General features: G+C 56.1%; 24 protein-coding genes. 14 read left to right on the top strand and 10 right to left on the bottom strand.

The annotated features are described in order from the left end of the window. Positions 1-63 precede the first annotated feature (63 nt). The gene (locus tag SynSYN20_RS10255; protein ID WP_186523502.1) at positions 64-258 is read left to right on the top strand and encodes a hypothetical protein; all 195 of its coding nucleotides are present in this window, start codon (positions 64-66) and stop codon (positions 256-258) included. Between the two features lie 21 nt (positions 259-279). Here SynSYN20_RS10255 and SynSYN20_RS10250 read toward each other — a convergent pair whose 3' ends face one another. Further along, complete coding sequence (locus SynSYN20_RS10250) at positions 280-774, bottom strand: single-stranded DNA-binding protein (RefSeq protein ID WP_186523500.1); 495 nt, start codon at positions 772-774, stop codon at positions 280-282. Positions 775-803: 29 nt separating this feature from the next. Between SynSYN20_RS10250 and cobK the strand changes: the two genes are divergently transcribed. From cobK to SynSYN20_RS14715, 3 genes are read left to right on the top strand one after another with little or no spacing between them, the layout of a single operon-like run. Next, on the top strand, positions 804-1598 hold the full coding sequence (cobK, locus tag SynSYN20_RS10245; RefSeq protein ID WP_186525584.1) for a precorrin-6A reductase: 795 nt from the start codon (positions 804-806) through the stop codon (positions 1596-1598). Then, positions 1582-1758: a divalent cation tolerance protein CutA gene (gene cutA / locus SynSYN20_RS14720; RefSeq protein ID WP_370586675.1), complete on the top strand. Its 177-nt coding sequence runs from the start codon at positions 1582-1584 to the stop codon at positions 1756-1758. The genes cobK and cutA overlap by 17 nt, the downstream gene beginning before the upstream one ends. Before the next feature lie 3 nt (positions 1759-1761). Next, positions 1762-1914, top strand: coding sequence for a hypothetical protein (locus tag SynSYN20_RS14715; protein ID WP_370586674.1), 153 nt, complete (start codon positions 1762-1764; stop codon positions 1912-1914). Here SynSYN20_RS14715 and SynSYN20_RS10235 read toward each other — a convergent pair. From SynSYN20_RS10235 to SynSYN20_RS10220, 4 genes are all read right to left on the bottom strand, one after another. Next, positions 1898-2911, bottom strand: coding sequence for an adenosine kinase (locus SynSYN20_RS10235; RefSeq protein ID WP_186523497.1), 1014 nt, complete (start codon positions 2909-2911; stop codon positions 1898-1900). The two genes, SynSYN20_RS14715 and SynSYN20_RS10235, sit on opposite strands and share 17 nt — an antisense overlap. A 74-nt stretch (positions 2912-2985) precedes the next feature. Further along, a complete protein-coding gene (locus SynSYN20_RS10230; protein WP_186523495.1) occupies positions 2986-4323 on the bottom strand; it encodes an adenylosuccinate synthase in 1338 nt (445 codons plus the stop codon). Between the two features lie 66 nt (positions 4324-4389). Further along, entirely contained in the window at positions 4390-4812 is a 423-nt protein-coding gene (psb27, locus tag SynSYN20_RS10225; protein WP_186523494.1) for a photosystem II protein Psb27, read from the bottom strand. Positions 4813-4844: 32 nt separating this feature from the next. After that, positions 4845-6641 carry a proline--tRNA ligase gene (locus SynSYN20_RS10220; protein WP_186523492.1) on the bottom strand — a complete coding sequence of 599 codons (1797 nt, stop codon included), beginning with the start codon at positions 6639-6641 and terminating at the stop codon, positions 4845-4847. Positions 6642-6789: 148 nt separating this feature from the next. Between SynSYN20_RS10220 and SynSYN20_RS10215 the strand changes: the two genes are divergently transcribed. The 4 genes from SynSYN20_RS10215 (at position 6790) to SynSYN20_RS10200 (ending at position 8898) form a co-directional block, all read left to right on the top strand. Next, positions 6790-7254 (top strand): resolvase, encoded by a 465-nt coding sequence (locus SynSYN20_RS10215; protein WP_186523491.1) that lies wholly within the window; start codon positions 6790-6792, stop codon positions 7252-7254. Positions 7255-7554: 300 nt separating this feature from the next. Continuing rightward, entirely contained in the window at positions 7555-8067 is a 513-nt protein-coding gene (locus SynSYN20_RS10210) for an inorganic diphosphatase (RefSeq protein ID WP_186523489.1), read from the top strand. Positions 8068-8173: 106 nt separating this feature from the next. Continuing rightward, positions 8174-8533, top strand: a complete 360-nt coding sequence (locus SynSYN20_RS10205) for a 2Fe-2S iron-sulfur cluster-binding protein (RefSeq protein ID WP_186515992.1) — start codon at positions 8174-8176, stop codon at positions 8531-8533. A 2-nt stretch (positions 8534-8535) separates the two neighbouring features. Next, positions 8536-8898 (top strand): Spx/MgsR family RNA polymerase-binding regulatory protein, encoded by a 363-nt coding sequence (locus tag SynSYN20_RS10200; protein ID WP_186523488.1) that lies wholly within the window; start codon positions 8536-8538, stop codon positions 8896-8898. Here SynSYN20_RS10200 and SynSYN20_RS10195 read toward each other — a convergent pair. Further along, positions 8861-10366, bottom strand: coding sequence for a hypothetical protein (locus SynSYN20_RS10195; protein WP_186523485.1), 1506 nt, complete (start codon positions 10364-10366; stop codon positions 8861-8863). The genes SynSYN20_RS10200 and SynSYN20_RS10195 overlap by 38 nt on opposite strands. A 51-nt stretch (positions 10367-10417) precedes the next feature. Here SynSYN20_RS10195 and lepB point away from each other — a divergent pair, with 51 nt between their 5' ends. Beyond that, positions 10418-11191 (top strand): signal peptidase I, encoded by a 774-nt coding sequence (gene lepB, locus SynSYN20_RS10190; protein ID WP_186523483.1) that lies wholly within the window; start codon positions 10418-10420, stop codon positions 11189-11191. Here the strand turns inward: lepB and SynSYN20_RS10185 are convergent. Both SynSYN20_RS10185 and SynSYN20_RS10180 read right to left on the bottom strand, forming a co-directional pair. After that, the gene (locus SynSYN20_RS10185) at positions 11163-12440 is read right to left on the bottom strand and encodes a dihydroorotase (protein WP_186523481.1); all 1278 of its coding nucleotides are present in this window, start codon (positions 12438-12440) and stop codon (positions 11163-11165) included. The two genes, lepB and SynSYN20_RS10185, sit on opposite strands and share 29 nt — an antisense overlap. Positions 12441-12444: 4 nt before the next feature. After that, the gene (locus SynSYN20_RS10180) at positions 12445-13773 is read right to left on the bottom strand and encodes a histidine phosphatase family protein (protein ID WP_186525582.1); all 1329 of its coding nucleotides are present in this window, start codon (positions 13771-13773) and stop codon (positions 12445-12447) included. Positions 13774-13894: 121 nt separating this feature from the next. Here SynSYN20_RS10180 and SynSYN20_RS10175 point away from each other — a divergent pair, with 121 nt between their 5' ends. From SynSYN20_RS10175 to SynSYN20_RS10155, 5 genes are all read left to right on the top strand, one after another. Further along, positions 13895-15286, top strand: coding sequence for a CPBP family intramembrane glutamic endopeptidase (locus tag SynSYN20_RS10175; protein ID WP_304623037.1), 1392 nt, complete (start codon positions 13895-13897; stop codon positions 15284-15286). Between the two features lie 87 nt (positions 15287-15373). Beyond that, positions 15374-15829 carry a hypothetical protein gene (locus SynSYN20_RS10170; RefSeq protein ID WP_186523479.1) on the top strand — a complete coding sequence of 152 codons (456 nt, stop codon included), beginning with the start codon at positions 15374-15376 and terminating at the stop codon, positions 15827-15829. Between the two features lie 4 nt (positions 15830-15833). Then, positions 15834-17654 (top strand): penicillin-binding protein 2, encoded by a 1821-nt coding sequence (locus tag SynSYN20_RS10165; protein WP_186523477.1) that lies wholly within the window; start codon positions 15834-15836, stop codon positions 17652-17654. Positions 17655-17707: 53 nt separating this feature from the next. Beyond that, positions 17708-18880 carry a transaldolase gene (locus tag SynSYN20_RS10160; RefSeq protein ID WP_186523475.1) on the top strand — a complete coding sequence of 391 codons (1173 nt, stop codon included), beginning with the start codon at positions 17708-17710 and terminating at the stop codon, positions 18878-18880. 147 nt (positions 18881-19027) lie between these two features. Further along, positions 19028-20542, top strand: a complete 1515-nt coding sequence (locus SynSYN20_RS10155) for a deoxyribodipyrimidine photo-lyase (protein ID WP_186523467.1) — start codon at positions 19028-19030, stop codon at positions 20540-20542. Here the strand turns inward: SynSYN20_RS10155 and SynSYN20_RS10150 are convergent. Both SynSYN20_RS10150 and frr read right to left on the bottom strand, forming a co-directional pair. Then, positions 20539-21669, bottom strand: coding sequence for an NAD(P)/FAD-dependent oxidoreductase (locus tag SynSYN20_RS10150; RefSeq protein WP_186523465.1), 1131 nt, complete (start codon positions 21667-21669; stop codon positions 20539-20541). The genes SynSYN20_RS10155 and SynSYN20_RS10150 overlap by 4 nt on opposite strands. Next, the gene (frr, locus tag SynSYN20_RS10145; protein ID WP_186523463.1) at positions 21666-22214 is read right to left on the bottom strand and encodes a ribosome recycling factor; all 549 of its coding nucleotides are present in this window, start codon (positions 22212-22214) and stop codon (positions 21666-21668) included. The genes SynSYN20_RS10150 and frr overlap by 4 nt, the downstream gene beginning before the upstream one ends. Between the last annotated feature and the right edge of the window lie 2 nt (positions 22215-22216).

The raw sequence follows: 22216 nt of genomic DNA, 5'->3' as shown, positions 1-22216 counted from the left end.
GCCCGTGCATTGAAGCCATTGTGACCAAGAGGGCTGCAGGATGGGTGGAGAAGTCCAATAAACATGAACATCCCCTCCGTGCAGCCTGTAGGTACCCGAGAGCTGATTGCTCAGCTGGAGGCCGATCGTGCTTGGTTACTCGAACAAATTGATCGCGGCCGCTGGCCAGAGTTAAGACTGGATTTAGCGGCTCTCGAGCGAGAGCTCGGTCAGCTGCTGTTGCGTGCTGCAGAGCAATGTTCTGACAAAAGTCAGTGAAAACTTTGCAGCCCCTTGGTCTTAAAACGGAATGTCGTCGGTCTCGGGAACGAGGGGAGAGGTGTTCCACTGAGCCGCTGAATCCTGGCCGGCTTGCGCTGGCTTGCCCGTTGATTCGGCGGACTGAGGCATTTGAGCTGGTACGGGTCGAGCTGGAGCTGTGCGCGCTGCGGCAGGGGGCTGGCCTTGGCTTGATGCTGTCGTGGATCCAGCCGCGCCCACTGAATGCAGCCGCGAGAGGGTGAACTCAGCTTTTTTCTCTTTCGTGCCGTCTTGACGGGGAACAGTATTCATACGCAGTCGGCCTTCAATGACGAGACGCTGCCCGACCTGCACTCGGTTTTGAAGGTCTTGAGCGAGGTTGCCCCATCCCACCACTTTCAACTGCCCTTTGGGGTCATCGGGCCTGAGGGCATCGAAGGACACGTCCATCTCAGCAATGGGCGTTTGATTGTCTTGGGTGTATCGCAGGGTGGGAGCTTGAAGGACATCCACCTCGAGCACGCAGTGGTTCATTCTCAGCTGTGACAGTGAGCGCCATCCTGATGCACCGACAGGAGAATCGCCAGGGGACTGTCTGGTTGCTGGCAGGGACGGGTGATGGCCCGCGCTTAGCTGAGGCTTTGATCTCGCAGGGCTGGCATGTCCATGTCAGCGTCGTGGGCGCCACGGCCGCCCATCCCTATCGAGGAATGGATGTGGACGAGATCCACGTGGGTGCTCTGGGTGGTTCACAGGGAATTTCTCAATGGCTGCAGACGATTCCTGTGGATTGGGTTGTGGATGCCACGCACCCGTTTGCGCTGAGGATCAGTGACCAGTTGAACCAGGCTTGCAAGGTCTCTGGCCAGGGGTTGGTGCGCTTCGAACGGCGGATGGAGGCCTCGGGCAAGGCGGTTGTGCTCGGCTCCATGGCCGACCTTGCTGATCACGGCCTATCGGGACGACGACTTCTCCTGGCCCTTGGTGCCCGCCAGTTGGTTGAAGCTGCGCAGGTCGCTCGTGACGCAGGGGCCACAGTGTTTGCCCGAGTTCTTCCTTCGCCAATGTCTCTCATGAAGGCAGCGGCAGCAGGCGTTCCACCAGAACACCTAGCGGTGGTGCGACCACTTCAGGGTCCCCAGCAAGGTGCACTGGAAGCTGCTGTTTGCAGGCGCTGGGCGATCACAGACGTGGTCTGTAGGCAGTCGGGAGGAGCGACTGAGGCGCTCTGGGCGAGCCTTTCGATGGAAATGGGGTTTGCGTTATGGCTCCTGCGCCGACCTTCACCCATTGCTGAAGTTCCCGTCGTGCATAGCGTGAGCCAGCTTCTGGCGCATCTGAATGGCACAACACCCTGATCCTTTGTGGTTGGTCTTAACCACCGAGGCTGATCAACAGAGAGCCTCTGCACTCGCTGAGCAGCTGATCAGCCGTGAGCTCGCCGCTTGTGTGAGCTTTCAGGCCATTCAGTCTCGCTATCGCTGGGAAGGACGGGTTGAACGTGCCGATGAAGTGTAGCTTTTGATCAAGACCACGGCACCCGGTTTGAACGCGGTGCTCGGGGCTATTGAGGCGCTCCACAGCAACAACAACCCCGAGATTCTTCACTGGCAGGCTCGGCCATCGCACGCCTATGGCGCTTGGGCCGCGGCGTCGATCAATCCAGATGCTTAGCGATCAGATCAGGCAGTGAAACCTTGGAGCGAGGTCCTAATTGGGTCACGACCTGCCCGGCACAGATGGACCCCATTTTGCCGCAGACGTCTAAAGGGAAGTCATGGGTGTAGCCATGCAGGAAACCACCCGCATAGAGATCGCCGGCTCCTGTGGTGTCGACGAGATCTCCGAGCTTGTAGGAGGGGATTTCCCAGCGCTGATCCCCGCAGAGCACGACAGAGCCTTGAGCGCTGCGGGTTAAGACGGCCACGCTGCAGCGACCTTTGACTTGCTCAAGCGCGCTCTCGAAGTCAGCTGCTCCGTACAGCGATTTGATCTCATCCTCGTTGGCAAAGAGCACATCCACATGTCCGTCAACAAGCTCGAGAAAGCTTTCACGGTGACGATCAACGCAGAAGCCATCGGATAGCGACAGGGCTACTTGCCCGCCGCTTTCCCGGCAGGCTTCTGCGGCTGTGATGAAGGCCTTTTTTGCTGCAGGACTGTCCCAGAGGTAGCCCTCGAGATAGAGCACCTTGGTGTCGCGAACCATCGAGAGGTCGAGATCATCAGGGTCCAGTTGGGTTGAGGCACCGAGATAGGTGCACATGGTGCGTTCAGCATCCGAGGTCACGAGAATGAGGCAACGGGCTGTGCTCGCACCGCTCACGGCAGCCGGTGTCTCGAAACGGGTCCCAACAGACTGGATGTCGTGGATAAAGATAGACCCGAGTTGGTCGTCACGAACACGACCAATGAAACCGGCCTTGCTTCCGAGTTGAGCGAGGCCAGCCAGTGTGTTTGCAGCTGAACCTCCGGAGGTTTCTAGACCTGGACCGCTGGCGTCGTAGAGGCTTTTGGCCTGGTCTTCGTCCACAAGGGCCATGCTGCCCTTGCTGAGGTTGTGATCGCTCAGAAACTGGTCCTCGGTTTGAACCAACACGTCGACGATGGCGTTACCGATGCCCACCACGTCGAGAGAACTTGCAGTGCTGAACCGGGGAGTGGAGGACATCTCTGCTGTCGATAATACAGCGAAAGTATGGCTGTTCGTTGGATCGCTGCTCTGAGGGGGCGATGCGAGTGCGCTTAGGCGCTGAGGAGCGCGCGCTTAGGACCATGGATCGGATCCTCCACCACGATCGTTTGGTCTCGGCTGGCACCAAGGGAAACGATCGCAATCGGCACGTCCATCAGGTCGGCGAGGAAGCGTAAGTAATCCATCGCCGGGGCAGGAAGGTCTTCGAGTCGACGGCATTCAGCTGTGGAACATTGCCAACCAGGGAGGGTCTCAAAGATTGGCTTGCAACGAGCGAAATCTTCGGAGCTGCTGGGGAAGTAATCGATGCGTTCGCCATCAAGCTCGTAGGCCACTGACACTTGGATTTCATCCATTTCATCCAGCACATCGAGCTTGGTGATCGCAAGGCAGTCCAGTCCGTTGACTTGAACGGCGTAGCGCCCAATCACGCCATCAAACCAGCCACAGCGGCGACGGCGGCCCGTGGTTGTTCCAAATTCTCCGCCTCGATCACACAGCTGGTCGTTCAAGCTTCCAGAGAGTTCTGTGGGGAAGGGACCTTCTCCAACCCTAGTGGTGTAGGCCTTGGCGACTCCAATCACTCTGTCGATCAGGGTCGGACCAACGCCAGCACCGATGCAGGCCCCTCCTGACACTGGGTTGGAGGAGGTCACATAGGGATAGGTGCCGTGATCGAGGTCGAGAAGAGTCCCTTGTGCGCCCTCAAAAAGAATGTTTTTGCGGTCGCTTGCGGCTTCATGGATGGCGCGGGTGCAATCCACCACATGAGGAGCTAAGCGTTTTCCGTAAGCCAGATATTCACGAATAATCTCTTCAGCATCCAATGGTTTTTCGCCATAGATGGTTTCGAGCAGTTGATTTTTTTCGCTCAGCGGGCCTTCAAGTCGATCACGCAGCCGATCCTCATCGAGCAGGTCGAGAACACGGATGCCACTCCGCTGAGACTTGTCTGCGTAGGTGGGACCTATGCCGCGGCCGGTCGTGCCGATTTTGCGTTCACCTCGTTGCTTCTCCATCGCCAGATCCAAGAGGCGGTGGTAAGGCATCGTGACGTGCGCAGTCGATGCCAACTGGAGGCCTGAAATGTCGATCCCGTTGGAGATCAGCATGTCGAGTTCTCCAAGCATCACCTTGGGATCAACCACGGTTCCGGAGCCGATCAGGCACGTGGTGTCTGGGTAGAGGATTCCGGAAGGGATCAGGTGGAGTTTGAGAACTCGACCGTCCACCACGATGGTGTGACCAGCGTTAACGCCTCCCTGATAACGCACCACGACATCAGCGGAGCGGCTCAGAAGATCGGTGATCTTTCCTTTTCCCTCGTCACCCCATTGAGCACCGATGACGACAACATTGGCCAAAGAATCGGCGGCCCGAAGCCGCATTTCTGCACAATCCAGCACTTTCGCAGACAGTCGTGCCTGCGGTCAAAGTGCTGTTCGATTTTGTGATCAAGTGCCGCGAACTGCTGCTTTCTCGGCCTTGCCCAATTCCTTGTCGATCCTTGCTCTCAGCGCATCGGGAACGGGACGGTTGGTGTAATTGTTGTAGTGACCAGCCAAGGAATTGAGTGCGGTCTGCATGGTCGTGAATGAACTCAAGCCGTTCACCTTGGGACGTGCTCTGTAACGAGAGACGTACTCGGTGATCAAGTCGCGGGCCTCTCCTTCAGCTTCTTGGCGATTCGCCGCGTCCTGGGGCAACGCCAAAGTGTCGTGAATGGTGTGGGCTACAGCAACGGTGTCTTGGACGTAGTCCCCGGTAAGGGTGGACGATTCGTTCCCGCAAGCCGTCACGAGCAGAGCAAGCCCAAGGCAAAGGGCCAAGGTCACATTGGTTAGACGGCGAGTGAGGCGTTTCAGTACGGCGATCATGACCGGAGGAAATTTGGTGGACTTTACGCGGGTTAGAGCTGGACCCGAAGCTCGGTTGGGATCGCTTTAAGAAGGGACGAGATGGCGTCGGCCTTGCTTAAAACGTTGGCGTCTCGTTTTGAACGTTGCACCAGTTCCACGTTTCCTTCGACGGCAGCACGACCAACGACAACTCTCCAAGGGATGCCGATGAGATCGGCATCTTTGAATTTCACCCCGGCCCGCTCTCCACGATCGTCCAGTAGGGCATCGATCCCGGAGGCACGGAGCTCGTTGTAAATCTCCTCACCGAGGGCCATTTGGACCTCATCTTGAAGATTGGCCACCACCACGATCACCTGAAACGGGGCAATGCTGAGCGGCCAGATCATTCCGGCGTCATCGTGATTCTGCTCAACGGCGGCCTGGGCCAGTCGTGAGATTCCGATGCCGTAACACCCCATCCAGAGGTGCTCCTGTTTGCCCTCGTTTGTGGTGATTTGAGCTCCCATGGATTGGGAGTACTTGCGGCCAAGTTGAAAAATATGTCCCACCTCGATCCCGCGTCGTTCTTCGAGGCTCTGTTCTGGCCTATGGACACAGTGATCGCCTGCTCTGGCATTACGGAGATCCATCGTGGGAATGGCGCCGAGATCAGACCAGTTGCAGCCCCAACGGTGCTCGTCGCTTGTGTTGGCTCCGCAGACAAAACGGTCGAGCTCTGCAGCTGTTGTGTCAGCGAGCTTGTAGAACGTGTTCCGCCAGCTGCGCGCCCCAGCGAGGTGGTGATCTGAGAGGTCGGGGCCGATGGAGCCAAACGGGAAGGGCTCCAATCCTTGAGATTTCAGTTGTTCGGCATTGATCGGGTTGAGATCGAGAACGGGGCTGTCGAGTTGTTGTGTGAGTGCGTTAACAAGCTTCACCTCGTTGAGTTCCTGGTCTCCGCGTAGACAGACAAGAACCGGCTGTTCATCACCGGACTCAAGCTTGGCGAGGAGTAGCAGCACTTTGACCACCTGACTGGGATCAAGCGCATGGGCTGAACACAGAGCATCAATCGTGATTTGCCCTGGAGTGGCAATGACCTGTGATTTCCCGCTGGGTAAGGGCAGAGCAGGTGGTGCGATTGAGACGGCTTTTTCTTGATTGGCTGCGTAATCACCATCAGGACTGATGAGGATCAAATCTTCTCCCGCATCGGCTGTCACCATGAATTCCTGGGATGCGGCGCCGCCGATGGCTCCACTGTCGGCATCAACTCCGACAGCCGTCAGGCCGCAACGTTGGAAGATTTGGGTGTAGGCCCTCTCCATCTGCGTGTACATGCTGGCCAGATCTCCTTCATCTCCATGGAAGGAATAGGCATCTTTCATGATGAATTCCCGGCTCCGCATCAAGCCAAAGCGGGGGCGAATCTCGTCCCTGAATTTGCTTTGAATTTGATAGAGGGTGACTGGGAGCTGGCGATATGACTTCAGTAGATCACTGGCCAATTCCGTGATCACTTCTTCATGGGTGGGACCCAGGCCAAGGGAGCGTTCCTGGCGATCTTCAAGGTGAAACATGATCCCCTCTCCAGCGGTGTATCCCTGCCAACGGCCACTTTTTTCCCACAATTCGGCTGGTTGAAGTTGAGGTAACAACGTTTCAAGTGCACCAATTTGATTCATCTCCTCCCTGACGATTCTCATCACCCTTTGAAGGACCCTCCACATCAGTGGGAGATAGGCATAAATTCCTGAGCCAACGCGTCGGATATACCCGCCACGAATTAGCAGTTGTTGCGAAGCGATTTCGGCGTCAGCGGGAACATCCCGCAGCGTCACCAGCATCAGGCGGGAGACGCGCATAGCAATCAGTGTTGAATGAGATTGGAAGCTACCATCGCTGCGAGAAAATGGTCGCTTAAGGAAGTGTCCCGATCGCCTGGAACGTCGCTGGCATCCTGATTCTCAGCTGCTACTGTCTGCCCAATCCAGTGCGTCCTAAATCAGTCTCATGTTTCCTAGGTCGATCGAAAGTCCCGTTTCTGTTGCTGAGGATGCCTCTCTATCCGCAGCAGATGTTGACGCGGTGATGGCTCAATCAGATGCGTTAGTTGCAATCGATGATGTTCAAAAATCCTTGAACCGATCCAGAGCATCTGTTTATCGTTATACGAATACTGATTCCCGCAATTTAAATCCTCCTTTTAATCCCAAGAAGTTAAATCCCGAATATCGAAGCGATCAAAAAGATCCTCTTCTGTTTCATCCGAACGAAGTGGCGCGTTTTGCCAAGGATGTATTGAGGATCAAGGAGGTCACAGTTGAAGTTCTCAACTCTCCATCGACGGCGACTCAGCAAGTTCTAAGCGCCATCCTCGAGGAGTTACGCCAGATCAGAACGCACCTTGAAGACCTTCCTGCAGCACCGTCTGATCTTGCGGCCCGTCGCGATCGACAAGAACGTCCAGCCGCCTAGAGCCGCGATGGTGCGAGAATCATCTCTAGCCTTTTGATAACGCCTTTCCGGAGCTTTTCATGCCATTAGGTGTGGTTTGCGCAGGGTCAAAACCCTTCCCGGATGTCCTTAATCCTGCCTGAATGGACCCCGAGCCTGCCCGCGAACTTTCTCAGCAACCCTCGTTTCAAGTTGCTGCTCCAACACTTGCCTTTTTAGGGTTCATCCTTGCTTGCACCAGCCTTGGAATTCCCTTGGCGGCTGTACTGACCGATCGCCCTCCAATGGGTTCTTTGACACCACTCACTGCGCAAGATCGCCATGGATCTGAGGTCCCTGCCTCCTTCTCCCTCTCCGGGGCTACTCAATCTGATCGTTGAGATTCCAGCGGGTAGTTGCAACAAATATGAGTTTTCAGAAGACGTTGGCGTGATGGCACTTGATCGTGTGCTTCACCCTTCGATTCGATATCCCTTTGATTACGGATTTGTTCCCAATACGCTTGCCGAGGACGGCTCACCTCTTGATGCCATGGTGATCATGGCGGAACCCACCTTTGCGGGATGTTTGATTAAAGCCAGGCCGATCGGGGTGCTCGATATGGACGACACGGGGCATTACGACGGCAAAATTCTTTGTGTCCCGGTTGCTGACCCGCGGCAAGCAGGGATTAAGAGCATCCAACAAATTGCACCCAGCCAGCTTGAGGATGTGGCTGAGTTTTTCCGTACTTACAAAAATATGGATGGTCGCGTCATTTCGATTGGAGGTTGGCGTGACTCTGATGCCGTCGCTCCCCTGTTGGAGGCATGCGTTCGAGCGGCCGGTGGTTAAGGCCTCATGGAGCTGAATCCAGCTTTTCTGGGCAAGATCTGTGATTGGGGCGCTATTGAGGCCTTACTTCTTGTAAGTTGGTTCGCGCCTAGATTGTGAACGACCCGTGCCCACCATCCGTTTTGAGCAGGAAGGCCAACAGGTCGGTTGCATCGAAGGAGCGAATTTACGCAAAGCAGCCCTGTCATCTGGGATCAACCCATACAAAGGTCTGAACAACCTCAATAATTGTGGCGGGGTTGGCCAGTGCGGAACCTGCGTGATCGAGGTTCTTGAAGGAGCCCAGAACCTCTCCCCCCGTAGCGATGTTGAAGAGGTTTATCTCTCTGATCGCCCTGCAAATTATCGCCTGAGCTGCCGCACAAGTGTGAATGGCGATGTCACCATCAAGACTCGCCCTGACGAAGGCGTTGGTAAGGGTTCAAACAGCCTGCTTGGTGCTGTGAAGAACTTGTTTGGACGTTGAGCTTGGCTCCAACCATCAAGGTTTACAGCTACTCCCGATGTTCAACGTGCCGTAAGGCCCTGGCTTGGTTGGATGCCAATAACTTGGCCTACGAGGTTGTTGACATCACAACTGCTCCTCCTTTAAAAGAGGTTCTTTCGCTTGCCTTCGAGCGTTTGGGTCTTCGTCAACGTCTCTTCAACACCAGTGGCCAGAGCTATCGAGCCCTGGGCGCAGCTGTTGTTAAAGCGATGAATGACGATGATGCACTCGCCGCGTTGGCTGCAGATGGGCGTTTGATTAAACGCCCTTTTGTTGCCTTGCCCAACGGCGATTTTTTGGTGGGTTTCAAGACCGAGGATTGGAACCAGGCTCTTTTGGGTTGAAATTCAGCCCATCGAGCTCGGTAATCAGTTCATCGACGCCACCTTGCGTGTGAAGTTGGAACATACTGGTGCGTTTGAATTCTTCGAGAAACGCCACCAAAAGTTCCTGGCTCCGTTCCAGCACCACGCCTTGTTCGAGCGTGCGAGCGAGCTCCTCCCAAAACCGATCGAGCGTTTGAATCCCAAGATCTTCGAGAACTTGATCTTTCTGACCAAGTTGGTCTGCCGCGCTTTTTGAAAGCCCCAACAGCGAATCCACCATTCCCGTAGCGAGCTGACGGCTCAGTTCGGATTCCGCCTTTTGCACTCCAGGTAGCTCCCTCAGCGGTGCCGGTAAGACCAGACCATCCAAATTTCGTTGCAGAGCGTGGCCAAATAGCGCCACGAGTTGTGGCCGCATCCCTGGACCCACTTGCGTGAGGATGAGAGGGAGCCAGAGCCGAAGCAGCTCCGCGAGTTCCCTTTCTTCGCTGCTGTCCACAGATTGATGACTACAAAGCCGGAGAATCCTGTCGGGAAGATTCGGCGAGCGCACGATGCCTTGCATGGCATCTAGAACACGCAACGTGATCACTTCAAATAATTCGAGCGCCAGGACTGCGACAACGCCGCGACTGACGGCTGCTCGAAGGGGCTCAAGATTGAGAAGCTGAGCGCGGGACAGCCGTTCTGTGACTGGAACGACTCGCAATAGACGCCAAAATGGAATTAACAGTGGAAGATCAATCCAACGTCTGAGTAAGGCGTCTCTCCAGGCAATCGCCGGAAATCGACGTTTCAGTCGAAGCGTACGAACCAGGATGTCCAGTAGGAACAGGATTTGAAAAGGAATGTCGATCCGCCAGGACAGGTCGATCGGCATTCCGTTTTCATCAATTCCGCGCGAGTAATTGGTCTCCGCTAGCGGAAGAATTTTGGTGTTCCAAAACTGACGCTCTTGGCTCCAGTCGTGCTTGCTCAAGTAGCGGTCGCTGAGGAGATAAGCCGCAGCTTGTTTGGCTGAATCCATCTCAGCTCTCGCTCTGAGACGGTTCTTGAGTTTTTCGAATGCTCCAACGTTGCCAGAGCTGATGAACGGGTTTTCATCGACCAACTGGCTATTTCGAACCACCATTTCAAGGCGCAATTGTCGTGCGGCTGGACTGTTAACGCCCAACGTTGAAGCGGTGGTCTCGAGTCTGCGGAAGTGCTCGACGTAGGACATCGTGTCTCGGTGAACTTCGATGCCCTTCAGCGGGTCATAGAGGGGTGTGATGTCTGGCAGCCACGGCAGTGGCAAGGCCAAGTTGATCGATGGAAGGGGATAGAGCGTTCTCTGCAGCCAGAAATTTCGCAGCGGAATGTAGGTGACATCGAAAATCACCCAGATCAGATTGAGCGCTGCAATCAGGGCTAAGACCTGATCCCAGCGGTTCCAGAACAATTGGATGGTGCGGGGTTTCACGCCCTGCCAGCGGGGTCGGACCATGGATCACCGTGCCTGGTTTCAGGCTATAAGCGCAGGCTGATCGCGCCTATCGTGAGTGTCAGGATTGAAGCAAGGTGCCTGTTGGTAGACAAGCAACACAACAGTCGTTCTGACGACGAGCGGCCCAACAGCAGCGAGACGCTTCAGGAGGGCCATAAGGATCAAAAAAAGGAACGAGGTTCTGGACATCCGCTCTGGGATTTTTGGGGCCCGTTGTTGTTCACGATGGCTCTCTATTTCGGGATTCGTCACTATTTGGCCGAGGCACGCTTCATTCCCTCAGGCTCGATGCTTCCTGGCTTGCAGATCCAAGATCGCTTGCTTGTCGAGAAGCTCTCCTATCGCGGCCGCAAACCTCGGCGCGGTGAAATTGTTGTGTTCAATTCCCCCTATGCCTTCGATCCTGCATTGCGCTCAACAACGTCACCCCCACCTTTTCAATGCGTTCTCGCGAATATCCCTTTGATTGGGTTAATTCCTGGCGTCAGTCATCCGGCCTGTGATGCCTACATCAAACGCGTTGTGGCTGTGGCGGGTGATCAGGTGGTCGTCAACCCTCGAGGACAGGTGCGTGTGAACGGTGTTGATCTCGACGAACCATATGTGACTAATTACTGCCCTCTGGACAAGCGGGGGATGAGCCTTTGCCGCACCCTGAATGCCACGGTCCCGGAGGGACGTGTTCTCGTTCTTGGTGACAACCGCAGTAACAGCTGGGATGGGCGCTATTGGCCGGGTGGAGCCTTCCTGCCTGAAGATCAGATTATTGGTCGAGCGGTCTGGCGTTTCTGGCCATTTAATCGACTTGGTTCGTTGGGATCCTGAGTCCACAACTCACCACTTGCCCTCGCATGCGCACGCCGAGCCAAGGCTGGTTGGCAGCTCTAGGGGCTTGGGGAGCCGCACGGGTTTGATCCCATATTTGGTCAGGATCAAAGAGCAACCAGCGGTTGCTTCCGATGCTCAGTCGTTCCTCGTCCTGTCCAAGCAACCGTGCTGGGCCGAAACTGAGCGCCTGCCAGAGTTGGTTCACACTCCATTTTAAATCGACCACGAGATGCTGCCAGAGCGTTGGCAGCACTAAGTGATGACCGGACAACCCTTTTGGACGTTGATCGGGAGGCAATAGACACTCCTCATCGTCGAGAGGAATGCCATGAACAGCAACGGCGTTGATCTTTCCTTCTCCTAAGGCCTGAATTAAGGCCCAGCGATCACGTTGTCCACCAATGGAAGGGGTGACAAACCAATGGGTCGCTTCAGCTGGTTGGCTGGATCGATCCTGCACGAGGTGCCACCAGCTGACAGTGGCCAGAGGAGATGACGTTGCATGGCTCAACATCTCCACTCCAGCAGCGGTGGAAAGATTCATGAGCACAAGCTTGCGATTGCTATGGCGGCGCTGCAATTCCAGGAGCTGCCCCATGGGTAGCGTTTCGCTGATGGTTGGATCTGCAGGCCATCCGGCTCGTAGTGTCTCCACGCCTTCCCGGATCATTCCGTCTCCGCGCAGGTTGGAGTCATTGGGTGCAATCAGCACAGGGGCTCCATCCATTTCTCCGAGCGTTAAGGCGCGGTCGATGAGGTTGGCAGACGGCATCTGCTCCCCAGCGCTCAGACCGATGGCACCTGCTTCAAGCAGATCGGCGTGGAGGCTGAGGCGTTCGCCTTCTCCGTGATGGGTGAAGCTTCCCCATAAATGAATTTTGAGATCGCAATCGCTCGGCTGGAATCCCTTTAAACGTTCTGGGCTATCCCGTTCCGATTCACCGTTAGGAAGCAGTGCGAGCTGTCCATAACCGGCTCGCCCTGCGGAGTTGATGAGGGTTTTGAGCGTCTCTCCGCTTCCTGTAAATGGACTGGGAAGGCTTGAATGTGGGTCGACAAGACATGGGGCGAGGAGTTGCTGGGCCCGGTTATGGCCCGAAACACCTCGCTCAGCGGCTCGCTGCCTTGCCTCTTCCCCAAGGGCAATAAGACGATCATCTTCAAAGAGAGCAGCACTTCCTACTTGGAGCGGCTGATCGCTTGCGACTAGAACCTGCACGGGGTCGAGCAGCATCGTCTCAGTCATGGGTTCAGAGTGCTCCCGCTGCTGTTCGATCCAGAACCCCACCGAGGTGGGAGGTGAGATTAAGGCAACTCACCACTGCAGGTTGGCTGGGATCTTCTGGCATGTCGATCACCGTGACGCCTCCGTTGCCTTGTTTCACGGCCCAAATGTCTTTGGGGGCAAGGCCTAAGAGGTGACACAGGATTGTTTTGTTCACTGCATCATGCGCCACAACTAAGGCTGTCTCTGAAGGATCGAGCCCATCGGCGATGCTGTTCCAGCAGGCCACAGAGCGTTCCCATACGTCTTGAATCGTTTCGCCTTCGGGCATTTGCACCGTCTCGGGAGCGTCCTTCCAGGCCTGGAGTAACTCTTCCCAGCCCTCTCGAATTTCGGATTCCAGCTTTCCCTCCCAAAGCCCGTGGCCGATTTCCATCAGGCCATCAGTCACGGTGAGCGGTACGCCGGCGTGCGATTTCAAAATCCCCTCAGCGGTTTCTCTTGGACGAGACATCGAGCTGCTGTAAGCCCGATCCAGAGTCACAGCCTCGAGGAAGGAGCGAGCCGCCTCTGCTTGGGCATGGCCGTTGCTATTGAGGGGGATATCAATCTGTCCTTGGAATCGCCCCTGCCTGTTCCAATCTGTTTCACCGTGGCGGACAAGCACCAGACGCGCCTTGGTGCCTTTGGCTGGCAGCGCTGGCTCTAAGTGGGCAATGCTGTTTAAGCATTCGATCTGGACTTGGTAGCCTTTAGGCCCGGAAGAGAGGTTGAACACCGACAACGATGCATTGTCCAGGCGTAGCCGCCTGAAGCCTCCTTGAGGCTCGCCCAACAACACCAGAATTAAGCAGCGAAGAATGGCGTTGTGACCCACGACCAGAACGGTGTCGTCGCCAGTCACTGGATGCCGTTCCATGAGGCCTTTCAAGAACGCCCGCGCCTGAACCATCAACTCGGTTAGCGGTTGATACCGGGTGCCGTCAGCGCGGGTGAGTTCTAGCTCTTCCGGTCGTTGACGCCAGGTGGCGTAACCCTCTGGATCCTGGATCGCCCGTTCATCGGCTGTTAGCCCGCTCCAGGGCTCGAGATCAATCTCCAGCAGTCCGTCATCCAGAACGGGGGCCAGGCTGTCTTGACGCACGCTCAGCACTCCGGCTGTGGTAGCGGCAGCACGTTGAAGCGGTGAGCTGTAGGCCGCATCAAACGGCACGTCGGCCAAGGCCACGCCCATGCGTCGCGCCTGGTCTTCGCCAGTGGCTGTGAGTGTTGATAGATCATTGCGCCCCTGGATGCGGCGCTCAATGTTGAAGCTGCTCAGGCCGTGGCGGACCAGGAGGAGACGCAGTGACACCGCAACAAGGGGAAAGGCGCGGTCATCGTATGGGCGCACGGTCCAATCACGCCGAAATGGTCAAAATCGGTCGTTGGTAGCCCTTCGCCGGAGAGAATCACTTGCAGTTGCCCATCGTCTGTTGACCAGCCCGCTGAACGGACGTTCAAACGCAGCACCTAAGTGGAAAGTCCTTCTAGCTGTCGTTTCGATGGTGCTGGCTTGCAGCGTTTGGTCCCTCGGCTTGATGGACAGCCTCGGGCGACCCTCTGTCGCTCCCGCGTTGTCGTTGGAGCAGCAAGAGCTGGCGTTGTTGGCGGATCCCGCCTTGATGCCATCGCTCAAACCTCTGCTTGTTGGCCAAGATCCTGCTACGAGCTTGCTTGAAACGTTGAGAGAGACCCCTCTCGACAGCCTCAGCGATCGCCAAACACTGTTATTTGCATCGTTAGAAAACGATCCAGGTCGTCGCAAGACCTTGTTGGAGACTCCACTTCAAACCCCAAACCTTCGGACGCTTCAGGAAACTTTGGCCATCGAGCCGCGTCCCCGTGACCTCTCCTCACAGGACCAGGAGTTGTTGTCTGACAACAGTCCTGATCCTTTAACCCGGCGTCTGGTGTGTCAAGCATTGGGAGGTGAACCGTCCGATTGCCTTGAAAGCTCTGCAGCCAAGGCTGCATCCAAGGCCGCGGCTCGACGTCTTGTTCTGAGTGAGCTGATGCCGCTCGGAGCACTGTTGTTGGGTTCTCTTCTGCTGGTTCGTCAGCTTTGGTTGCTTCTGCGCCGCAAGCAATCGTCCTGGCCTGAACTGCAAGCCGCACCCCTTGGTTTGGTGGACATGGTGCTTCTGATCGCTGGGGGGTTTGTGGTGCTGGGCGAGGTGCTGGTCCCACTTTTAGTCACTCCTCTTTCAGCCTTGGTGGCTCGGAGCATTGCGGCGCCACTTAACCAGTCGGTGGCTGTGCTGATTGGCTATTGCGCTCTCGCGACGCCGCCGTTGCTCATCCTCAAAAGTCAGCTTGATGGTCTTGATCAGCGTTTGCTGCCTGCAGGTGGTTGGCTTCAGTGGCGCGTGAGCCCATGGTGGACGGCACTGTTTCAGGGCGGCCGCGCCTGGTTGATGGTGATGCCGCCTGTGGTGTTAACCGGTTGGCTGATGAGTCGCTTTATCGGCGATCAGGGAGGCAGTAATCCATTGCTGGAAATGGTGCTGAACGGCAGCGATCCGTTGGCCTTGTTCCTGCTGGCCATCACCGCGGTTGTGCTCGCCCCGCTGTTTGAAGAAACAGTGTTCCGTGGGGTGCTGTTGCCCGTTTTAGGACGCTCGTTCGGGCGGGGTTGGAGCGTTTTTGGCAGCGCCCTTGTGTTTGCGGTTGCTCACCTCAGCATTGGTGAGTTACTTCCTTTGTTGGTTCTTGGTTTGGGTTTGGCATTGCTGCGTTTAAGCAGTGGTCGACTCCTTCCTTGTGTGGTGATGCATGCTCTCTGGAACGGTGTCACCTTCCTGAATCTTGTCTTGCTGGGAAGTTGAGTTGATTTCCCTGATGCTGTAAGACATTTCAGCCTTGCGGGCGGACCATACGGGTGGTTCACTGGCGCATTGCCCTAATTGTTCAACGTGGTCGCGGTTCCCCAAACTCAACCTGCCCCACAGGAACACGTATCTGCCACTGGTGCCTTTGAGCTCATTCAGGGTTCACTGTCCGCCAAGCGTGTTGCACGTCGCTCTCCCCTGCTTGCCGGTCTTCATCGTGCGGCTGATGGCAGTTTGATTGGGGTTTTCACAGCTGTGCTGGCTCTCAGTGGACTCACGCTTCACTGGCAATATCGCTGGACGGTTGCTTTTGAACGCTTGGAGGACACCCGAGGTGTGGGCCACCGACTGACGGAGTCCACAGCAATGCTTGAGCGTTATCTCCTCGATCGAACCCAGACTCCAAAGTCGATGGTTCCCACGACCGCTGAAAAATTGGTGTATCTCGAACGTCCCAACGAGGAGAAGTCAGGCGGTTCCCACGATCATCTCGCTTTCATTGGCTCCTTGATGGATCGTTCTATTCATCACGGGTATTAAACAGATGCCAGCCAAGCGGCAAGGCTCGACCCCTACGACCCCTAAGGCGCGTCGTGAACGACGAAGGGTCATTCGTCTTGAGCCGGTGCCCGCGGGTCGCATGAAAGTGGTCTTTGTGCTGCTGTGCGCAGGTTTATTGGGTTTGGTCGGGCGTATGGCCTGGCTACAGATTGTTCAAGCCTCCGAGTTGGAGGCGCGGGCCCGTGTGGTGCAAACCCAACGCACCAAGCCCCTGGGCAGCCGCCGGCCGATTGTGGATCGCAACGGCAGGCTTGTGGCCTTAGACGAGGAGCGTTATCGACTCTGGGCTCACCCTCGTTACTTCAACTTTCCTGGCGACGAGCCGACGCTCATTCGTGACCGTCAAGAGGTTGCTGCACGCCTCTCCCCCGTGTTGGCCCTTTCCTCTGGCGAACTCAACAAAAGGATGGGAGACAGAGCGTCTGGCATCAAGTTGGCTGAGGGCGTTGACCCTGAAACGGCAACAACAGTTCGTTCCTTTGGAATCAGCGGCATCGATCTCGAGCCCTATCCCTATCGCGTCTATCCGCAGGGATCTCTTTTTGCCAATGTCGTTGGTTTCCTCAATCAAGAGCGTCAGCCCCAGGCGGGGCTGGAACAAAGTCGTGACGATGACCTGCAGCGTCACGAACAGTCCAGGAGTCTTCGTCGCGGAGCAGACGGAACCCCGTTGCCAGACAACCTCGCGCCAGGCGTGTTTTTCGGGGATGACTTGAGATTGCAGCTCACCTTGGATGCCCGCTTACAGGAGCTGGCTGCCAAGGCCCTGTCGGCACAGGTCAAGACCTGGAAAGCCAAAAAGGGAGTGGCGATCGTGATGGATGTCACCAATGGCGAATTAATGGCGCTGGCATCAACGCCGACGTACGACGCGAATCGCTATTGGGATTTCAATCCAGAGCGTTTTCGCGAATGGTCTGTTCAAGACCTTTACGAACCGGGTTCGACTTTTAAACCGATCAATTTGGCTCTAGCGCTTCAAGAAGGTGTGATCCAACCCAACGAGACGGTTTACGACAGTGGGGCCCTCAAAATTGGTGGCTGGCCGATTCGCAACCACGACCGCAAGGGCAATGGCGTCGTGGATTTCGCAACCGTGCTTCAGGTTTCAAGCAATGTCGGCATGGTGCAGGCGATGCGCAAAATGCGTCCTTCTAATTATTGGGACTGGTTGAGTCGGCTTGGGCTCGATGCGAAGCCGGACACAGACCTTCCAGGTGCAGTAGCGGGCCAGCTGAAGACCAAGGAACAATTCACGACGCAGCCCATCGAGCCAGCGACAGCAGCATTCGGTCAAGGCTTCTCGCTGACACCTCTCAAGCTTGTTCAATTGCATGCACTGATCGCCAATGGCGGGAGGCTTGTGAGTCCTCACATCACCCGTGGTTTACGGGCTGGCCATGCACTGGCTCCGAGTGGAGAGCGCATGGGGCAGCCCTTGCTTCGCCCAGAGGTCACGCGCACAGTGCTGAACTGGATGGAATCCGTGGTGGAAAAAGGCAGCGGTAAGGGGGTGCGCACCCCTGGTTATCGCATTGGCGGCAAAACAGGCACAGCCCAAAAGGCAGTGAATGGTGTGTATATCCCTGGGGCCTTGATTTGCAGTTTTGTCGCAACGCTTCCGATCGAGGACCCTCGTTATGTCGTGCTGGTGGTGGTTGATGAACCACAAGGGGAGCACGCCTATGGCTCAACTGTGGCTTTGCCTGTGGCTAAATCCATCATTGATGGGCTCCTGGTGATTGAAAAAATCCCACCAAGTGGCCCGGTTAAATCTGCACAAACGGACACACCTCCTCCTTGAGCTGTCAGTTTGAAAATCGTCGCTACGTTGAATTCATAGAGTTTTAGTGCGCTATGGCCACCCTCCTTGAGCAGCTTTCCTCCATGACCGTGGTGGTAGCCGATACGGGTGATCTCGAAGCGATCAGGCGTTTCACTCCCCGTGATGCGACCACCAATCCCTCCCTGATCCTTGCTGCAGCACAGATTCCTGCTTACGAGAATCTCATCGATGAAGCCTTGCGTTCGTCACGCCGGCTTCTAGGAGAGAGCGCTCCGGTGGAGCAAGTGGTGCATGAAGCGCTCGATGAAATCAGCGTGATATTTGGAAAGGAAATTCTGAAGATCGTTCCTGGCCGTGTTTCAACGGAGGTTGATGCCCGCCTCAGTTACGACACAGAGGCCACGATTGAAAAAGGTCGGAAACTTATTCGCCTCTACAACGACTCGGGAATCAGTAATGAGCGTGTCTTGATCAAAATTGCCTCCACGTGGGAAGGAATCAAAGCGGCTGAAGTTCTTGAGAAGGATGGAATTCATTGCAACCTCACTCTGCTGTTTGGTTTCTCTCAGGCTGTGGCCTGCGCCGAAGCAAGCGTTACGTTGATCTCGCCGTTTGTTGGTCGCATTCTTGATTGGTTCAAGGCCGATACAGGGCGCGATTCTTATCCAGGTCCAGAAGATCCTGGTGTGATTTCAGTAACCAGCATCTTCAACTACTTCAAGACATACGGCTACAAAACCGAAATCATGGGGGCCAGCTTCCGCAATCTTGATGAAATCACTGAGCTTGCAGGTTGTGATCTATTGACCATTTCCCCGAAATTGTTGGATCAATTGCGTAGTAGTGATGCTTCGCTGATTCGCAAGTTAGATCCTGCCAATCTTGCTCCTGTTGCAGAGCAAATGAACGTGGATCAGGAGCGCTTCGTCTCCATGATGGCTGCGGATCGGATGGCTACTGACAAGCTCAGTGAAGGCATCAAAGGTTTCAGCAAAGCGATTGAAACTCTCGAGCAGCAACTTGCTCACCGTTTGGCTCAGATCGAGGGTGGCTCTGCGTTCAGCCATGCCGTTCAAGAGATTTTCCTGCTGAACGATTTCAACGGTGATGGCTGCATCACCCGCGATGAATGGTTGGGAAGTGATGCGGTCTTTGATGCCTTAGATCAGGATCATGACGGTCGTTTGACACCAGACGATGTGCGCCTGGGTTTCGGTGGCGCCTTGTCTTTGACCGCCGTTTGATCGAGCTTGTTTAAGGCTCCAGACAGCAAGCACGCCCTCGCTCTATGGAGTGAAGGCGTGTTTTTTAGTGGCTTGCAACAGAGGCTCGCTGAGTCCATATTCAATCGTTAGGGTCATCCTTCGGGGAGATTTAGGGGGTTGGCTGCAATGGCGCTCCAGCTTGTCTGGTTCAAGCGAGACCTCCGGGTGAAGGATCACCAGCCCTTGCAGCAGGCCTTGCTTAGGGGGCCAGTGCTGCCGCTTTATGTCGTTGAGCCTGAGTTGTGGCAGCAGCAAGATGTCTCCGAGCGGCAGTGGTTGTTTTGTCGAGAGTCTTTGCTGGATTTGCGTCTCGCGTTGGCGGAGCTGGGTCAACCGCTGCTGGTGCGCCGTGGTGATGTATTGGAGGTGTTTGAGCGTGCCCATCGTCAATTTGGTCTTGATGGGCTCTGGAGCCATGAAGAAACCGGAAATGGTTGGACGTATCAGCGTGACCAACGCGTCGCTCTCTGGTGCCGGCAGCACGGCATCGCTTGGAAGGAGATTCCCCAATTTGGCGTGATCCGCCGTCTGCGGTCCCGCAATCGATGGGCCAAGCGCTGGGAGGCGCAGATGGCTGAGCCAATCACGCCTTCCCCGTTAGGGCTGCCATCGATCGAGGGGGTCGAGGCCGGCATCATTCCTGATCGCCCCCATCCGGAGCTGGCAGCCGATCCATGCCCGCATCGCCAAAGCGGTGGTCGTTCAATGGCCTTGCTGGAGTTGGACGATTTCCTCGAACATCGCGCGTCCGGCTATGCACGCTCCATCTCCAGCCCCAACACCGCGTTTACCGGGTGTTCACGCCTCTCTGCTTATCTCACTTGGGGATGTCTCTCGATGCGAGAAGTGATGCAAACAAGCCGTGGCTTTAGCGGTCGTGGAATTAGCAGTTTTGAGTCACGCCTGCATTGGCATTGCCACTTCATCCAAAAGCTAGAAGCGCAGCCAGCGATTGAATTCGAAGATTTTCATCCGTTCATGCGCGGGTTGCGCTGTGCGGATGATGAGCGACTCTCTGCCTGGGCGGAGGGACGCACTGGAGTGCCTTTCGTGGATGCCTGCATGCGCGCATTGCGGGCCCACGGTTGGCTCAACTTCAGGATGCGAGCGATGTTGATGTCGTTTGCCAGCTACCACCTCTGGTTGCCGTGGCGGGAGAGCGGACTTCATCTGGCGCGACAGTTTGTGGACTACGAGCCCGGGATCCACTGGAGCCAGTGCCAAATGCAGTCAGGCAGCACAGCCATCAATACCGTGCGGGTCTACAACCCGATCAAGCAGGGGCAAGACCATGACTTGAAGGGTGAATTCATTCGCAGTTGGTGTCCTGAACTCCACCTGGTTCCCGATGTCTACGTGCATGAGCCGTGGAAGTTGTCGATGGCAGCGCAACGTCAGGCAGGGCTCCAGCTTGGAGTGGACTATCCCCTGCCCATGGTGGAACCTGCGCTTGCAGCTCGGGAGGCGAAGCAGAGGATTTGGGCGATCAGGGAGCGCTCTGGATTTTCTGCTATCGCTGATGGAATTCAGCAGCGCCATGGGTCGAGACGTTCAGGTTTAGCGCCAACGGGTCAAGGTCGCCGCCGGCGACGGCGAAACCCTACGCCCGATGATTCCCAACAGCTCGCGCTTGATCTCTAACCCCTTTGCAGCATCAAGCGGCGGATGACCCTCTGGGCGATGTCCCCGTATCCCATTTCACCAGAGAGAATTTGGGCAATGCGCTGCGGCGCAGTGGGACGTTTGATGCCGAGTTGATAGCCCACGTTTGGAAAGCGATAAAACACCTGGGCAATGCGACGCCCCCAAGCCATTGAATCGCCCCAGCGTTCGCGCATCCGTTTTGAGTAGTTGGAAAGGTCAGGCTGAGTTCCGTTCAGCCAAGAATCGAGACTGGCCGCTGCTTCGCAGCCGCTCATCAGCGACGGCCTGAGGCCTTCGGCAAGAAAGGGGTCGCAGAGCGATGCGGCATCACCGACTGCCACTACGCCTTTGCCGTGGAGGGGTGTGTGGCCATTCCAGACTCTTAATTCGGAGTTTTGTCGCAGCCCGTCTGTGGAGGAAAACCCTAAATCCGGTAGGAGTTGTTCGAGCACGGCTTCCGCGTCACTGGCCCGGCGTCCAATAAACGTGCCCACTCCCACATTGATGCCGTTTGCCAGTGGAAACGCCCAGGCGAAACCATGGTGGACGAGCCCAAATTCAAACCTGGCGGTGCCAGGTTGCAAGCTTCCCATTCCTTCGATGCGAACAGAGAGTGTCTTGGCCATGTGCAGAGATCGAGGGCCGATTCCTAAGCGTGTGGGCCAAGGAGAACTGGAGCCATCGGCCAGAACCACGGCTTTGGCCTCGATCACCTCCCCGTCCTTGCTGCGTACAAGCCAATGGCTTTCATCCTGCTGAAGGTCCACAACCTCGAAGGGCTGCCGCAGCTCTGCCCCTAAAGCGATCGCTTGCTCCAGCAAGAGTGCGTCGAGCCGCTCACGCTTGACGATCCAGAAGGGTGCAGAGCCTGGAAGCTCCGCGACCACAGGATCAGTGAGACACCAGCTGAAATCCACCTGTTGGATGACGTCATCAACGGCTGGTTGTAAGTCGAAAGGGAACCACTGCTGAACGGAGGCCGCCATCCCACCAGCGCATGGCTTCACCCGCTCTGATCGGTCCCGTTCCAAAACGGTGACGCGATGACCTAAGCGGGCGAGATGGAAAGCCGTGCTGGAGCCGGCTGCACCGGCCCCGATGACAGCAACGTCAGTGGTGCTCAAACCTTGAGGATTTCAACCTCTTTATCCGCTAAATGTTTTTCCAGTTCTGCGATGAAACGATCGGTTGTTTTCTGAATTTGATCTTGCTCATCTCGGCTTTGATCCTCTGAAAGATCTCCCTCCTTCTCTTGTTTCTTGATTTTGTCGATGGCGTCACGACGCACGCTGCGCAAGGCCACCTTCCCCTCCTCTGAATACTTTGCGGCAAGTTTGCAGAACTCTTTACGGCGCTCTTCTGTGAGTGGAGGCACATTGATGCGGATGACCTTGCCATCGTTGTTGGGCGTGAATCCCAAATCACTTGTGGCGATTGCTTTTTCGATCAGCGCTAGAGATCCCATATCGAAGGGTTGAACGGCAATCGTCTGTGAATCTGGAGTTGAGAGACTCGCGAGTGATTTCAGTGGTGTATCAGCGCCGTAGTACTCCACACTCACTCGATCCAGTAGCGAGGGATTGGCTCGGCCCGTGCGGATGGTGTTGAAGTTGCGCTGGGTGGCTTCCACCGACTTGCGCATGTTGGCTTCGAGATTGGATTGCGACATGA

Source organism: Synechococcus sp. SYN20 (assembly GCF_014279555.1).
In the GTDB taxonomy this organism is placed as follows: Bacteria; Cyanobacteriota; Cyanobacteriia; order PCC-6307; family Cyanobiaceae; genus Synechococcus_C.
This window is presented reverse-complemented; position numbering and strand designations above follow the sequence as displayed.

Coding starts and splice junctions, on each gene's coding strand:
- cutA (WP_370586675.1), top strand. CDS start 1,582: ATGGCACAACACCCTGATCCTTTGTGGTTGGTCTTAACCACCGAGGCT.
- SynSYN20_RS10255 (WP_186523502.1), top strand. CDS start 64: ATGAACATCCCCTCCGTGCAGCCTGTAGGTACCCGAGAGCTGATTGCT.
- SynSYN20_RS10230 (WP_186523495.1), bottom strand. CDS start 4,323: ATGCGGCTTCGGGCCGCCGATTCTTTGGCCAATGTTGTCGTCATCGGT.
- SynSYN20_RS10185 (WP_186523481.1), bottom strand. CDS start 12,440: ATGACTGAGACGATGCTGCTCGACCCCGTGCAGGTTCTAGTCGCAAGC.
- SynSYN20_RS10220 (WP_186523492.1), bottom strand. CDS start 6,641: ATGCGCGTCTCCCGCCTGATGCTGGTGACGCTGCGGGATGTTCCCGCT.
- SynSYN20_RS10210 (WP_186523489.1), top strand. CDS start 7,555: ATGGATCTGAGGTCCCTGCCTCCTTCTCCCTCTCCGGGGCTACTCAAT.
- psb27 (WP_186523494.1), bottom strand. CDS start 4,812: ATGATCGCCGTACTGAAACGCCTCACTCGCCGTCTAACCAATGTGACC.
- SynSYN20_RS10165 (WP_186523477.1), top strand. CDS start 15,834: ATGCCAGCCAAGCGGCAAGGCTCGACCCCTACGACCCCTAAGGCGCGT.
- SynSYN20_RS10160 (WP_186523475.1), top strand. CDS start 17,708: ATGGCCACCCTCCTTGAGCAGCTTTCCTCCATGACCGTGGTGGTAGCC.
- SynSYN20_RS10250 (WP_186523500.1), bottom strand. CDS start 774: ATGAACCACTGCGTGCTCGAGGTGGATGTCCTTCAAGCTCCCACCCTG.
- SynSYN20_RS10215 (WP_186523491.1), top strand. CDS start 6,790: ATGTTTCCTAGGTCGATCGAAAGTCCCGTTTCTGTTGCTGAGGATGCC.
- SynSYN20_RS10195 (WP_186523485.1), bottom strand. CDS start 10,366: ATGGTCCGACCCCGCTGGCAGGGCGTGAAACCCCGCACCATCCAATTG.
- SynSYN20_RS10155 (WP_186523467.1), top strand. CDS start 19,028: ATGGCGCTCCAGCTTGTCTGGTTCAAGCGAGACCTCCGGGTGAAGGAT.
- frr (WP_186523463.1), bottom strand. CDS start 22,214: ATGTCGCAATCCAATCTCGAAGCCAACATGCGCAAGTCGGTGGAAGCC.
- cobK (WP_186525584.1), top strand. CDS start 804: ATGCACCGACAGGAGAATCGCCAGGGGACTGTCTGGTTGCTGGCAGGG.
- SynSYN20_RS10235 (WP_186523497.1), bottom strand. CDS start 2,911: ATGTCCTCCACTCCCCGGTTCAGCACTGCAAGTTCTCTCGACGTGGTG.